Source organism: Pseudomonas sp. RA_105y_Pfl2_P56 (genome assembly GCF_963970845.1).
GTDB classification, from domain to species: Bacteria; Pseudomonadota; Gammaproteobacteria; order Pseudomonadales; family Pseudomonadaceae; genus Aquipseudomonas; species Aquipseudomonas baetica_A.
In genome coordinates, this window is the sequence record NZ_CAXAPL010000001.1 from 194,714 (window position 1) to 207,477 (window position 12,764).

Here is a 12,764-nt window from a genome sequence, read left to right on the forward strand (position 1 = left end):
GTCTTTTACGCTGTCAGGTTCAGGCCTTTTTCAACCAGTAACGATAGACGCCCGATTCATCTTCTTCACGCAGCAGCGTATGACCGGCCAATTTGGCAAAGGTGCGGAAATCGCGCTGCGAGCCCGCATCCGTGGCGATCACCTTGAGCACCGCACCGCTGGACAACTTGTTCAGTTCCATTTTTGCCTTGAGCAACGGCAACGGACAATTCAGGCCGCTGGCGTCCAGTTCCACATCATGGGCTACAGCGTCAGTCATTGCTTCACTCCGGATCAGGTCAGTCGAGCGGCCTAGAATATCTGGTCGCAGGCCTGGTGTCCGGCTACAGTAAGGTCTTTGTCTTCTAAGGCTTTGTGCATGACTTTTCTGCGCCCTACCCTGCTGACGCTCGCTTGCCTGCTCGCCTCACCGGGCTTTGCCGACGATCTGCCGTCACTCGGCGACGCCAGCTCTGCCATTGTCTCGCCACAACAGGAATACCAGCTCGGTCGCGCCTGGCTGGCCATGTTGCGCAGTCAGGTTTCACAGCTCAACGATCCACAACTCAAGGACTACGTCGAATCGAGCGTTTACAAGCTTGTGGAGACCAGCCAGGTTACTGACCGGCGCCTTGAATTCATCCTGATCAACAGCCCGCAGCTCAACGCTTTTGCGGCACCTGGCGGCGTGGTCGGGGTCAACGGTGGATTGTTCCTCAATGCGCAGACCGAGGGCGAATACGCGTCGGTACTGGCACACGAACTGGCTCACTTGTCGCAACGCCACTTCGCCCGCGGTGTCGAGGCGTCACAGCGGATGCAGGTGCCGATGATGGCCGCGCTGCTGGCCGGGATCGTGATCGCCGCGGCCGGTGGCGGTGACGCCGGCATTGCAACCATCGCGGGCACTCAGGCTGCTGCGATTCAGTCGCAACGGACCTTCTCCCGCCAGAACGAACAGGAAGCCGACCGTATCGGCATCCTCAATCTGGAGAAGGCCGGGTACGATCCGCGCTCGATGCCGAACATGTTCGAGCGCTTGATGCGCCAGTATCGTTTCGATGCCAAGCCACCAGAATTCCTGTTGACCCACCCGGTTACCGAATCGCGGATCGCCGACACCCGCAACCGTGCCGAACAGGCCAAGCCCGGCGGCATCGAAGACTCCATGCGCTATCAGTTGATTCGCGCCCGCGTCCAACTGATCTACGAGGGAACCCCGGGGTTAGGCGCCAAGCGCTTTCGCGCACAACTGGACGAGAATCCGAAAAACGATGTGGCGCGCTATGGTCTGGCAATCGCGCAGATAAAGGGTGGCCAGTTGAATGAAGCCCGGGAGAACCTCAAGCAATTGCTGGCCAAGTCGCCAAACGAGATCATCTACAACCTTGCTCAGGTCGACCTGGACATCACCAACAATCGCCTGCCCGATGCACAGTCGCGGGTTGACCGCATGCTTACGCAGTATCCTGGCAACTATCCACTGAACCAGGTTCGTGTCGATCTGCTGCTCAAACAGAATCGCGCCGCCGATGCCGAGAAGGCGCTGGAAGGCTTGCTCAAATCACGCCCGAATGATCCGGACGTCTGGTATCAGGTTGCCGAAACCCGTGGCTTGTCAGGCAATATCATCGGCCTGCACCAAGCACGCGCCGAGTATTTCGCGCTGGTCGGCGATTACCGTCAGGCGATCCAGCAGCTCGATTTTGCCAAACGCAAGGCGGGCAGCAACTTCCCGCTGTCCGCACGCATTGACGCACGCCAACGCGAGTTGATGGAGCAGGAACGCATGGTCAAGGACATGATGGGCTGAGTCATACCACCGATATAAAAGCTTCAGATATAAAAAAACCGCCTCTTTCGAGGCGGTTTTTTTAACCGTCAGCCTGCTTATTCAGCCAGTTTGAAGGTAATGAAGCTCGCGCGACCTTGACGCAGAACACGCATCGACACCGAGCGATTCTTCGGCAGCGCCTTGGCGATCTCGGCGAACTCCTTGGTGGAGCCGATGGCCTGGTTGTTCAGGTGGGTGATGACATCACCTGGTTGCAGACCGATCAACGCCGCAGGACCGTCCTGCACTTCCTTGATGACCACACCCCCTTTGAGGTCGTACGCTTTCTTCTGCTCAGCAGTCAGCTCGCCCACCGACACACCGAGGCGGTTGCTGCTCGTTTCGGTTCCGGACTTCGGCAGAACATCCAGTTCTTTGTCTTCGTCAGGAATGGCACCGACTGTCAGTTCGACATTCTTGCGCTTCCCGTCACGGATCACTTCCAGATTGGCCTTGGCACCCGCTTTCAGTGCACCAACCAGATGCGGCAGGTCAGCGGACATGACAATCGGTTGACCATTCATGCTCAGGATCACGTCGCCCACTTGCAGACCGCCCTTGGCCGCCGGACCATCATCCTGGATCTGTGCAACCAGCGCACCGGCCGGTTTATCAAGACCAAACGACTCGGCCAGATCCTTGTTCACTTCTTGAATGACCACGCCCAGCCAGCCACGGCTGACCTTGCCACCGCTCTTCAACTGGTTCGACACATCCATTGCCACATCGATAGGGATCGCGAACGACACACCCATGAAGCCGCCGGAACGGGTGTAGATCTGCGAGTTGATCCCGACCACTTCACCGTTCAGGTTGAACAGTGGGCCACCGGAATTGCCCGGGTTGATCGGCACGTCGGTCTGAATGAACGGCACGTAGTTCTCGTTCGGCAGACTACGACCCACGGCGCTGACGATGCCTTGGGTCACCGTATGGTCAAAGCCGAAAGGCGATCCGATTGCCACCACCCATTGGCCAGCTTTCAAATCCTGGGACTTGCCAAGCTTGAGCACCGGCAGATCCTTGCCTTCGATTTTCAGCAAAGCCACGTCGGAGCGCGGATCAGTGCCGACCAGCTTGGCTTTCATTTCGCTGCGATCAGCCAGGCGTACGAGAATTTCGTCAGCATCGGCAATCACGTGGTTGTTGGTCAGGATGTAGCCATCCGGAGAGATGATGAACCCCGAACCCAGCGATTGCGCTTCACGCTGGCGTCCGCCGCCAGGCGAACGCTGCTGAGGCGGCATCCCGCGTTCGAAGAACTCGCGCAGCATCGGTGGCAGGCCTTCGAGATCGGGCATCTGCTGGTTCACTTTGCGATCCGGCAATTTCTGCGTGGTACTGATGTTCACCACTGCCGGCGAAGCTTGTTCGACCAGTTGCGTAAAGTCAGGCAGATCGGCTGCTTGCGCAGCAGGTACGGCCTGACCGAGCAACAGCACGGTGGCGAAAATGGAGAGATAAGACTTCAAGCTAGGTATCGACATACAGCTCCCGTTACGACGAGCAGGTTTAAGCGATATGGAACAAGGAACACCGGAAACCACACACCGGTATTTTTCTTCCAGGAAAAACAAACAAGGCCAGAGCCGTGAGGCTCTGACCTATAAAAAATTTCCGGGTGATTTGCAAATGAAAATGCTCAACAAACATTTCATCTCCGTCTGAACGAAGAAAGGGTAATGACTGAAATCAGCTCACTGCTTGCTGGTTGCTGGGGCATCGGTATTACGCATCGAAAGCGCAATTCGTTCGGCAGTGCCGATTGGAATCTCACCCACCACGGTGACCATGATCTCGCCTTCCGGCGTGGTCAACCGACGGGATACGGCGACAGTCGGGCCCAACTGGGTGCGAGTATCCGTAACGGTAGCGCCATTCAATGGCTCAAGGAAAACCGAGAAGCGCGCCAAGCCATCGTCATACATCAGGCTGGTGACCTGCGCCTTTGTTTCCGAATCTTTGTGCGAAGCGCTGCTGGTCAGTTCGAAGCCCGGGGGCAACCACACTGAATGCCAGACCTGAGCCGTTTTCACGGCAGAAGCCTTGTCGCTGTCGAGCTTGACGGGCTTGCAGTCGGCGTCGGCCAGCAGGTCTTTATCAGAGGGTACATCGGCGGTATCGAGACTGGTGAACTGGAAGCGTTCGAGCAACTGCCCTTTGTCATTGAGCAACAATGACTTGAGCGCCAGCCCGGTCTGCTTGTCCAGATGCAACTCAAACCCGTAACGATGCTGGTCACGAGGCGTGAGCGATACGATCACTGCGTCTCGCCCGGCCACGCGCGATTTGCCAATGACGGCAAGGTCATACCAGTTCTTAAGCTTTTGCGGATCGAGAGAACGAGCGGCGGAGTTGGGAGTATCCCCCAGCCCGGCAATCAGGGTGCCGCTGACGCATTGAGTATGTCCATCAATGCGCACGACTTCCTGTGCAGAACCGTCGAGCTGAAGTAAACGCTCGCGAACCTGGCCATTCTGGACGCGATGCCAGATGTTATGGGTAGAAAAACTACCGTTACGCTCGTAAACGAATGTGCCTTTAAAGCTCTGCTGCTGTTCGGCCTGGCCCAGACGGTTCAACCAGTCCTGGGCCTCGTCGGCGTGGGCTGGAACACCGAACCAGCCACTGAGCAGAAGCGAGAGTAGAGGTATGGCGCGCATGATCCTCCTTAACGGTTTTCCAGGCTCGCTGCACGTGCATATGGCAGTGCGCTTTCAGTACCTTTCAGCGCTGCCTGTTGAGCGTGTTGGCGCAAGTAACCCGGCAGACGCTGATCGTGCCAGCCCGGCTGACCTTGCAGTACGCCGTTGGCCATAGGGCCAGTGGCTTCCGAACTCTCACTATAGCCTGCCAGAACAGCCGGGCCTTTTACTTGTGGAGTGGCCAGGGTTGGCTGGTTCGATTGCTGTGCCAGTTCAACACCTGCAATTTCGTCCTGGTTGTAAAGACGAACACCGGCCAGAACGGCAACAGTTACCGAGGCTGCAACAGCCAGACGGCCGAGGTTGCGCCATGGGCTACGGGATACTTTGGCCGGAGCCGTTTCGTCTTCCAGTGCAGCAGACACTGCCGCAGCGATATCCAGACGTGGAAGCAGCAAATCCTTGTGCATGGCTGCCCGAGCGATCTGGTAACGAGCCCAGGTCTCACGGGTTTCAACGTCGTCCAGTGCATTGAGCACTCGACGCAATTCCAATTCGTCCGCTTCGTTATCCATCACTGCGGACAGCGATTCCTGCAGGGCTTCACGACTCATGGCGTTCCTCTCTTGGCTGTCGCCGCTGTCTCAGTTTTCCTGCAACAACGGCTGCAGGGCTTTATCGATGGCCTCCCGGGCGCGGAAAATCCGAGAGCGCACGGTACCCACCGGACACTGCATGACGCTCGCAATGTCCTCGTAACTCAGACCATCGAATTCACGTAAAGTTAAAGCCGTACGCAAATCCTCTGGCAGTTGCTGAATGGTTCGATGGACGGTGCCTTCGATCTCATCCCGCAGCAGTGCACGTTCTGGTGATTCGAGATCCTTGAGGCCATGATCGCCGTCGTAGAACTCTGCATCTTCGGAACTTACATCGCTATCCGGCGGCCGGCGGCCGCGTGAAACCAGGTAATTCTTCGCCGTGTTAATGGCAATACGGTACAGCCACGTATAAAACGCACTGTCGCCGCGAAAGTTTCCAAGTGCTCGATACGCCTTGATAAAGGCTTCCTGAGCCACGTCCTGGGCTTCATGGGTGTCGTGCACAAAACGCACGATCAACCCGAGAATTTTGTGCTGATATTTCAGCACCAGCAGATCGAAAGCTCGCTTGTCGCCACGTTGAACGCGTTCGACCAGTTGCTGATCCTCTTCCTGGGTTAGCATGAACACTCCTCGATAAGCCCGGAGGAGACTTGCATAACTAAATGACCAGACTTGCAACCATAGACTCGGGCTTTTCGCAAAAGTTCTCCCCCTCCAAGCAAGTTTCCTGCGGGCTCTGTTTTGGCACGCACGAAAAACGCAGCGCGGGATAAACCGGCTGCGCGAATAATCTTGTCATCGGTTTCGCCGGCAGGAACCCAACCGCAGATTCCGCACGTAAGCCGACACTGTCCCTTGTTTCTGGCACCGTCTATTGATCTTGGACCTTTGGCAAAAGTTCCAATTATTTATAGACGCACCCACTCCACATTGGGCAACCCCGGGAAGGAAAAGTCTGTTTCATCGTCGATACAGTCGTCTTTTCCCAAAACTCATGGAAAATCTTCCGACGAAACACACGGTTTTTTCCGTCACAGTAGTTTCACAATGCCATATAGGCCCGGCTATTGTGCCGCCCCACCCCTCTATATACTAGTGGGCTGTGTGGTTGTCTTGACTCGCCAATCCAGCTGTCTTGCGCCACCCCCGATCCGGGTCGCTTTGAGCGGAATCCTGAAATGAGCCAACAGTTTCAACACGATGTTCTGGTCATTGGCAGCGGTGCTGCCGGTTTGAGTCTTGCGCTGACCCTTCCAGGCCATTTGCGCATTGCCGTATTGAGCAAGGGCGATCTCGCCAACGGTTCGACATTCTGGGCCCAGGGTGGCGTCGCCGCCGTACTGGACGACACCGACACTGTCGAATCCCACGTCGATGACACCCTGAACGCCGGCGGCGGTCTGTGCCATGAAGACGCCGTGCGCTTCACCGTCGAGCACAGCCGGGAAGCCATCCAGTGGCTGATCGATCAAGGCGTGCCGTTCACCCGCGACGAACAGTCCGGCACTGAAGACGGCGGCTTTGAATTCCACCTGACCCGCGAAGGCGGCCATAGTCACCGGCGCATCATCCATGCGGCCGATGCCACCGGCGCTGCGATATTCAAAACCTTGCTGACCCAAGCCAAAGAACGCTCCAACATCGAACTGCTGGAGCAGCGGGTTGCCGTCGATCTGATTACCGAACGACGCTTGGGCATGGACGGCGACCGCTGCCTGGGCGCCTACGTGTTGAACCGCGCCACAGGTGAAGTCGATACCTATGGAGCGCGTTTCGTGATTCTGGCTTCCGGCGGGGCTGCCAAGGTCTACCTCTATACCAGCAACCCTGACGGCGCCTGTGGTGATGGCATCGCCATGGCCTGGCGCTCGGGCTGCCGCGTGGCAAATCTCGAATTCAATCAGTTCCACCCCACCTGCCTGTATCACCCGCAAGCCAAAAGCTTCCTGATCACTGAAGCGTTGCGCGGCGAAGGCGCGCATTTGAAGCTGCCCAATGGCGATCGCTTCATGCACCGCTTCGACAAGCGCGCCGAACTCGCACCGCGAGACATCGTCGCACGCGCCATCGACCATGAAATGAAGCGTCTGGGTGTGGATTGTGTCTATCTCGACATCAGCCACAAGCCTGAAGCCTTTATAAAAAGTCACTTCCCGACGGTTTATGAACGCTGTCTCGGTTTCGGCATCGACATCACTCAACAACCGATCCCGGTCGTACCCGCCGCGCACTACACCTGCGGCGGAGTCATGGTCGACCAAAACGGTCGCACCGATGTACCGGGTTTGTATGCCATCGGTGAAACCAGTTTCACCGGCCTGCATGGCGCCAATCGCATGGCCAGCAACTCGCTGCTGGAATGTTTCGTCTACGCCCGCTCGGCGGCGGCAGACATTCTGGCGCAACTCGATGATGTGACAGCGCCAAGCGCCCTGCCCGCGTGGGACGCCAGCCAGGTCACTGATTCCGACGAAGACGTAATCATTGCGCACAACTGGGATGAACTGCGCCGTTTCATGTGGGACTACGTCGGTATCGTGCGCACCAACAAGCGCCTGCAACGGGCCCAGCACCGTGTGCGCCTGTTGCTGGACGAAATCGACGAGTTCTACAGCAACTATAAAGTCAGTCGCGATCTGATTGAGCTGCGAAATCTCGCCCAGGTTGCTGAGCTGATGATTTGCTCAGCCATGGAGCGCAAGGAAAGTCGCGGCCTGCATTACACCCTCGACTATCCTGACCTGCTGCCCGAAGCGCTCGACACTATTCTGGTGCCGCCCACCTACGTCGGCTGAACTTGAGTCGTACTCGCAGACGTCGGTGCAGATCCGCCGTCTGCGAGTCCCGAGGCACACAGATCGACCTGACCTGCCACTCCCCGCGCAAACGAAAGCGCAGCACCACGATCAACGGCAGCGCCAGACTGTCGGGGCGCAACTGCACGGCTTGCCAGCCTTCGACCTGATTCCACAATTGCCAGCCATCGGCATCTCGACGCAATCCACAAAATGCTTTTGGATGACTCAGCAGGATCTGCCGCGGCAATACCCAGAAACCGTGAACCAGGCAGCCGAAAGCACCGACCAGACTCGCCCAGAGAGGAATAGACAGTAGGCACAACGAGCCCAAAGCGAATGCCTGGGCCAATAGATACGCCGCCAGCAACTGCCGTGAGGCATGCCAGCGGCATTCGAACGTATTACTTGGGCTGAACACGATCCAGGATCATGCGAACCATGCGTTGCAATTCCGGATCTTCGGACTCGCTGCGCTCCATGAACCAACCGAACATGTCCTGATCCTCACACGTCAGCAGTCGCACGTACAAATCGCGATCCACCTGATTCAGGTCTGCGTAAACCTCTTTCACGAACGGCACCAGCAGCACGTCAAGTTCAAGCATGCCGCGACGGCTGTGCCAAAAGAGGCGATTGAGTTCAACTTGTTCGACCATGGGGCCCTCCTCAAATTTGGCGGCAAGTATACAGCCCCCACGCGGCTCGCACAGTCGGCTTTGGTCGGGCACCATCGATCCTTTATGAACTACCCATTTCAACAACGCCCCCTTATGATGTGCCCCAGACTTTTTTACCCTGCGAAGACCCATGGCCGATTCTGCTTTTTTCTGCACCCTGTCTCATGAAGGCGTTCTCGCGGTTCGCGGCGCGGATGCCGGAAAATTCCTGCAAGGCCAATTGACCTGCAACATCAACTACCTGAGTGACACCAAGGCCAGTCTGGGTGCGCGCTGCACACAAAAAGGCCGGATGCAGTCCAGTTTCCGCATTCTGCTCGAAGGTGACGGCGTGGTGTTGGCCATGGCCAGTGAGCTGCTGGAGCCGCAACTGGCGGATCTGAAAAAATACGCCGTGTTCTCCAAATCCAAACTGACTGATGAAAGCGCCGCTTGGGTGCGTTTCGGCCTGTCGCATGGTGACAGCGCCTTGACCAGCCTCGGTCTGGACTTGCCGGCGGAAACCGACAGCGTCGTGCGCAGTGAAGGTCTGGTCGCGATTCGCGTCTCGCCGGACCGTGCCGAACTTTGGGTGCCGGCCGATCAAGCCGATGCGATCAAAAGCAAATTGTCGGCGGTCCTGCCTGAAGGTGAACTCAATCATTGGCTGCTGGGCCAGATCCGCGCCGGTATCGGCCAGGTCATGCCGAGCACCCGCGAACTGCTCATCCCGCAGATGCTCAACCTGCAAGCAGTTGGCGGCGTAAGTTTCAAGAAGGGTTGCTACACCGGCCAGGAAATCGTCGCGCGCATGCAATACCTGGGCAAACTCAAGCGCCGCCTGTATCGCGTGAGCCTGGAGGCGGGTGAGTTGCCGGAGCCCGGCACGCAACTGTTCGCGCCGAGCCACAACAGTTCGATCGGCGAAATCGTACTGGCCGCCCACGCCGGACAAAACATTGAACTACTGGCGGTGCTGCAGGCCGAAGCTGCCGAAGCGGGCAATCTGCATCTGGGCAGCCTTGAAGGCCAGACACTGCACTTGCTCGATTTGCCCTACGAACTGGATCGCGACCGCGAAATCCAGCGCTGATCGCAGCGTTTGTGCAACACCCTAGAGAGTCTAAATGAGCGAACTGGCGGATAAGGTCCAAAAGGATTTGATTGAGGCCATCGACAACGATGACCTGGTTCTGCCCACGTTGCCGGAGGTGGCCCTGCAAATTCGCAAGGCCGCTGAAGATCCGGAAATCAGCGTCAGCGACCTGAGCAAAGTGATAGGCCGAGACACCGCGCTCTCGGCGCGCCTGATCAAAGTGGTCAACAGCCCCCTGCTGCGCGCGGCGCAGGAAGTCACCGATCTGCACACGGCCATCACCCGACTGGGCATCAACTACAGCAGCAATCTGGCGATCGGCCTGGTGATGGAGCAGATTTTCCACGCCAGTTCCGAAGTGGTGGAACAGAAAATGCGCGACGTCTGGCGCAAGAGCCTGGAAATCGCCGGGGTCAGTTATGCGCTGTGTCGCCGCTACTCCCAGCTCAAGCCCGATCAGGCGGCATTGGGCGGGTTGGTGCATCAGATCGGTGTGCTGCCGATTCTGACCTACGCCGAAGACCACTACGAACTGCTGTCGGACCCGGTCAGCCTCAACCATGTGATCGACAACATTCATCCGCTGCTCGGTGACAAACTGCTGCGCGTTTGGGAGTTCCCCGAGCGACTGGTGAAATTGCCGGGGCTTTATCAGGATTTCACACGCGATTCGGCTGAAATCGATTACGTCGATCTGGTGCAAGTGGCGAGCCTGTATTGCCACAAGGACACCGATCATCCGTTTGCACGCATTGATCCGCTCACTGTCCCGGCGTTCAGGAAGCTTGGGATCGATCCCGAGAACAAAGTGTTGTGCGCAGACCTGGAAGAGTCGCGGACGATGTTTTACTGATCTGAAACCACGCCATTGGCGAGCAAGCCCACAGGTTTACGCGCCCACTGTGCGAGCTTGCTCGCGAAGAGGCCTGCACACCCCATACAAATCACCCGGCGATAAAGCTCACCCGCACCTTCAACCCCGCCTGCTCACCATCGTGCAGGCTGATCTGCGCCAGATGCGCCCGACAAATCTCACCGACAATCGCCAAGCCCAAACCCGAGCCCGCCAACTGCTGATTACGCCGATAGAAGCGCTCGAACACCCGATCACGCTCCTCCAGCGGAATCCCCGGCCCGTCATCTTCAACCTCAAGCACCGCCGGCGCCGTGACCCGCAGAATCACATTGCCGCCCGACGGTGTATGCGCCAATGCGTTGTCCACCAGATTGCTCAGCAACTCATTGAGCAGCGTCGGCTCGCCACGCAACCACACCGGCTCATCCGCCTCCAGCGCCAGGGCGACACCGCGCGCGTGCGCCAGCGGCGCCATGGCCATGCCCAGTTCACGGGCCAATTGACTCAGATCGAGCAACTGCGCGCCGCCCTCGGCAATTGCCCGAGCGCCGTTTTCGACGCGGGCCAGCGACAGCAACTGATTAGCCAAATGGGTCAGACGATCGGTGCTTTGCGCGCAGGATTCCAGAGTGCTGCGCCACGTCTCGGGTTCACTTGATCGCAAACCCAACTCAAGCCGAGCCTTGAGCGCTGCCAATGGCGTACGCAATTCATGCGCCGCATCGGCGATGAACTGCGCCTGACGTTCAAATTGGCCGCGCAGGCGCTCGGTAAAATGGTTGAGGCTGCGTACCAGCGGGCCAAACTCGTGCTGCACTTCCACCAATGGCAACGGGCGCAAGTCATCGGGCTGACGCTCCTCCACCGCCGTGCGCAACCGCTCCAATGGCCGCAACGCTGCACTGACCGCGAACCAGACCAACAGCAACGCGCCAATCGCCAACATGCCCAATCGCAGCAACGTATCGCCCGCCAGACCGCGTGCCATGCTGACGCGAGCTTCATCGGTTTCAGCGACGCGGATTTCCGCCATGCCATTCATGTTCGGCTCGCTCACCGCTTTGAGCAGGCTGACCACGCGCACGTTCTGGCCCCGGTAGGTGGCGTTGTAGAAGCGCGCCAACGCCGGATAATCGTCGGTTCTTGGCGTGCCGGGCGGCGGTCCTGGCAGGTTTTCGTAACCGGAAATCAACTTCTGATGAATGTCGTTGACCTGGTAATAGATCCGCCCGGCGCTGTCGTAGGCGAACGTATCGAGGGCCACATAAGGCACATCGGCACTGAGGGTGCCGTCACGCTGGGACAAGCCGGCAGCGATGGTTCGCGCCGAGGCCAGCAAGGTTCGGTCATAGGCAGTGTCGGCGGCGACGCGGCCATTCCAGTAAGCACTCAAGCCACTGGCAAGCATCAACACCACCAGCAATATCGCCAGATTCCACAGCAACCGCCAGCGCAAGCTGCTGGGCTTATGCATCGCGGCTTTCCAGCAGATAGCCGAGGCCACGGAAGGTTACGATCGCCACCGGTTGGCCATCGAGTTTCTTGCGCAAGCGATGCACGTAGATTTCGATCGCGTCAGGGCTGGCCTCCTCATCAAGGCCAAACACCTGCGACGCCAGTTGCTCTTTGCTCATCACCCTCCCCGGCCTTGCTATCAGTGCTTCGAGTACCGCTTGTTCGCGAGACGTCAGGCTCAGCAATTCCTCGCCGAGGGTGAAACGACGGGTGTCGAGGTCGTAGGCCAGCACACCGCAACGCTGCTGACGCTCGCCGCCGAGCACAGTGCGGCGCAACAGGGCCTTGACCCGCGCTTCCAGTTCGGTCAACTCGAAAGGTTTGGCAAGGTAGTCGTCAGCGCCAAGATTGAGGCCGTGCACGCGATCCTTCACATCACTGCGTGCGGTCAACATCAACACCGGCAAATTCTTTCCGCGCGCGCGCAATCGCGCCAGCACCTCAAACCCGTCCATGCGCGGCAGGCCGACATCGAGGATCGCCACCGCGTACTCCTCGCTGCCGAGCGCAAGGTCGGCCGCCACCCCATCGTGCAACACATCCACGGTAAGACCCGTGCTCTTGAGCGCCTGAGCAACACTTTCGGCCAGTTGCAGATGGTCTTCGACGAGCAGAACACGCATGGATTTTCACCTCATTCAGGGGTGGCCGACGCCACGCTTTGCCGCGGAGTTTACAGCCGCCTCTGCCGCTGTGAAGCCCGAAAACCGTGAAAGTCATTTGAAAGGTTAGCGAAAGGTTGGCCCGTTAGAGTCAATGCACGGACAGTCCAGACTGCCG

At 58.3% G+C, this 12,764-nt stretch carries 14 protein-coding genes; 5 read left to right on the forward strand and 9 right to left on the reverse strand.

All coding sequences use genetic code 11. The annotated features are described in order from the left end of the window. Nucleotides 1-19: 19 nt before the first annotated feature. Nucleotides 20-259: a sulfurtransferase TusA family protein gene (locus tag AACY11_RS00925; protein WP_221729408.1), complete on the reverse strand. Its 240-nt coding sequence runs from the start codon at nucleotides 257-259 to the stop codon at nucleotides 20-22. A 99-nt stretch (nucleotides 260-358) separates the two neighbouring features. On the opposite strand from AACY11_RS00925, the gene AACY11_RS00930 reads away from it, so the two are divergent. Continuing rightward, on the forward strand, nucleotides 359-1,792 hold the full coding sequence (locus AACY11_RS00930) for a M48 family metalloprotease (RefSeq protein WP_221729409.1): 1,434 nt from the start codon (nucleotides 359-361) through the stop codon (nucleotides 1,790-1,792). 77 nt (nucleotides 1,793-1,869) lie between these two features. On the opposite strand, the gene AACY11_RS00935 is transcribed toward AACY11_RS00930, so the two are convergent. After that, nucleotides 1,870-3,300 carry a DegQ family serine endoprotease gene (locus AACY11_RS00935; RefSeq protein WP_339430748.1) on the reverse strand — a complete coding sequence of 477 codons (1,431 nt, stop codon included), beginning with the start codon at nucleotides 3,298-3,300 and terminating at the stop codon, nucleotides 1,870-1,872. Nucleotides 3,301-3,334: 34 nt separating this feature from the next. On the opposite strand from AACY11_RS00935, the gene AACY11_RS00940 reads away from it, so the two are divergent. Next, a complete protein-coding gene (locus tag AACY11_RS00940; protein ID WP_221729411.1) occupies nucleotides 3,335-3,481 on the forward strand; it encodes a hypothetical protein in 147 nt (48 codons plus the stop codon). A 29-nt stretch (nucleotides 3,482-3,510) separates the two neighbouring features. Here the strand turns inward: AACY11_RS00940 and AACY11_RS00945 are convergent, their stop codons facing one another. From AACY11_RS00945 to rpoE, 3 genes are read right to left on the reverse strand one after another with little or no spacing between them, the layout of a single operon-like run. Continuing rightward, complete coding sequence (locus tag AACY11_RS00945; RefSeq protein WP_339493641.1) at nucleotides 3,511-4,476, reverse strand: MucB/RseB C-terminal domain-containing protein; 966 nt, start codon at nucleotides 4,474-4,476, stop codon at nucleotides 3,511-3,513. Nucleotides 4,477-4,484: 8 nt separating this feature from the next. Beyond that, nucleotides 4,485-5,072, reverse strand: a complete 588-nt coding sequence (locus AACY11_RS00950; RefSeq protein WP_007911408.1) for a sigma-E factor negative regulatory protein — start codon at nucleotides 5,070-5,072, stop codon at nucleotides 4,485-4,487. Between the two features lie 30 nt (nucleotides 5,073-5,102). Next, nucleotides 5,103-5,684 (reverse strand): RNA polymerase sigma factor RpoE, encoded by a 582-nt coding sequence (gene rpoE, locus AACY11_RS00955; RefSeq protein ID WP_003172477.1) that lies wholly within the window; start codon nucleotides 5,682-5,684, stop codon nucleotides 5,103-5,105. Between the two features lie 557 nt (nucleotides 5,685-6,241). On the opposite strand from rpoE, the gene nadB reads away from it, so the two are divergent. Beyond that, nucleotides 6,242-7,858, forward strand: a complete 1,617-nt coding sequence (gene nadB / locus AACY11_RS00960; protein ID WP_339430746.1) for an L-aspartate oxidase — start codon at nucleotides 6,242-6,244, stop codon at nucleotides 7,856-7,858. Here nadB and AACY11_RS00965 read toward each other — a convergent pair. Both AACY11_RS00965 and AACY11_RS00970 read right to left on the reverse strand, forming a co-directional pair. Continuing rightward, on the reverse strand, nucleotides 7,827-8,279 hold the full coding sequence (locus AACY11_RS00965) for a protein YgfX (RefSeq protein ID WP_339430745.1): 453 nt from the start codon (nucleotides 8,277-8,279) through the stop codon (nucleotides 7,827-7,829). The two genes, nadB and AACY11_RS00965, sit on opposite strands and share 32 nt — an antisense overlap. Then, the gene (locus tag AACY11_RS00970) at nucleotides 8,263-8,517 is read right to left on the reverse strand and encodes an FAD assembly factor SdhE (protein ID WP_093438371.1); all 255 of its coding nucleotides are present in this window, start codon (nucleotides 8,515-8,517) and stop codon (nucleotides 8,263-8,265) included. Before AACY11_RS00970 ends, AACY11_RS00965 begins: the two co-directional genes overlap by 17 nt. A 151-nt stretch (nucleotides 8,518-8,668) precedes the next feature. Here AACY11_RS00970 and ygfZ point away from each other — a divergent pair, with 151 nt between their 5' ends. Together ygfZ and AACY11_RS00980 are read left to right on the forward strand one after the other, a co-directional pair. Beyond that, nucleotides 8,669-9,610 carry a CAF17-like 4Fe-4S cluster assembly/insertion protein YgfZ gene (ygfZ, locus tag AACY11_RS00975; RefSeq protein WP_339493643.1) on the forward strand — a complete coding sequence of 314 codons (942 nt, stop codon included), beginning with the start codon at nucleotides 8,669-8,671 and terminating at the stop codon, nucleotides 9,608-9,610. A 34-nt stretch (nucleotides 9,611-9,644) separates the two neighbouring features. Beyond that, nucleotides 9,645-10,466, forward strand: a complete 822-nt coding sequence (locus AACY11_RS00980; RefSeq protein ID WP_339430743.1) for an HDOD domain-containing protein — start codon at nucleotides 9,645-9,647, stop codon at nucleotides 10,464-10,466. Between the two features lie 91 nt (nucleotides 10,467-10,557). Here AACY11_RS00980 and AACY11_RS00985 read toward each other — a convergent pair whose 3' ends face one another. Both AACY11_RS00985 and AACY11_RS00990 read right to left on the reverse strand, forming a co-directional pair. Continuing rightward, nucleotides 10,558-11,943 carry a sensor histidine kinase gene (locus AACY11_RS00985; protein ID WP_339493645.1) on the reverse strand — a complete coding sequence of 462 codons (1,386 nt, stop codon included), beginning with the start codon at nucleotides 11,941-11,943 and terminating at the stop codon, nucleotides 10,558-10,560. Further along, on the reverse strand, nucleotides 11,936-12,607 hold the full coding sequence (locus AACY11_RS00990) for a response regulator (protein ID WP_339430741.1): 672 nt from the start codon (nucleotides 12,605-12,607) through the stop codon (nucleotides 11,936-11,938). The genes AACY11_RS00985 and AACY11_RS00990 overlap by 8 nt, the downstream gene beginning before the upstream one ends. Between the last annotated feature and the right edge of the window lie 157 nt (nucleotides 12,608-12,764).

Coding starts and splice junctions, on each gene's coding strand:
- AACY11_RS00925 (WP_221729408.1), bottom strand. CDS start 259: ATGACTGACGCTGTAGCCCATGATGTGGAACTGGACGCCAGCGGCCTG.
- AACY11_RS00980 (WP_339430743.1), top strand. CDS start 9,645: ATGAGCGAACTGGCGGATAAGGTCCAAAAGGATTTGATTGAGGCCATC.
- AACY11_RS00990 (WP_339430741.1), bottom strand. CDS start 12,607: ATGCGTGTTCTGCTCGTCGAAGACCATCTGCAACTGGCCGAAAGTGTT.
- AACY11_RS00950 (WP_007911408.1), bottom strand. CDS start 5,072: ATGAGTCGTGAAGCCCTGCAGGAATCGCTGTCCGCAGTGATGGATAAC.
- nadB (WP_339430746.1), top strand. CDS start 6,242: ATGAGCCAACAGTTTCAACACGATGTTCTGGTCATTGGCAGCGGTGCT.
- AACY11_RS00970 (WP_093438371.1), bottom strand. CDS start 8,517: ATGGTCGAACAAGTTGAACTCAATCGCCTCTTTTGGCACAGCCGTCGC.
- rpoE (WP_003172477.1), bottom strand. CDS start 5,684: ATGCTAACCCAGGAAGAGGATCAGCAACTGGTCGAACGCGTTCAACGT.
- AACY11_RS00930 (WP_221729409.1), top strand. CDS start 359: ATGACTTTTCTGCGCCCTACCCTGCTGACGCTCGCTTGCCTGCTCGCC.
- AACY11_RS00935 (WP_339430748.1), bottom strand. CDS start 3,300: ATGTCGATACCTAGCTTGAAGTCTTATCTCTCCATTTTCGCCACCGTG.
- ygfZ (WP_339493643.1), top strand. CDS start 8,669: ATGGCCGATTCTGCTTTTTTCTGCACCCTGTCTCATGAAGGCGTTCTC.
- AACY11_RS00945 (WP_339493641.1), bottom strand. CDS start 4,476: ATGCGCGCCATACCTCTACTCTCGCTTCTGCTCAGTGGCTGGTTCGGT.
- AACY11_RS00940 (WP_221729411.1), top strand. CDS start 3,335: ATGGAACAAGGAACACCGGAAACCACACACCGGTATTTTTCTTCCAGG.
- AACY11_RS00985 (WP_339493645.1), bottom strand. CDS start 11,943: ATGCATAAGCCCAGCAGCTTGCGCTGGCGGTTGCTGTGGAATCTGGCG.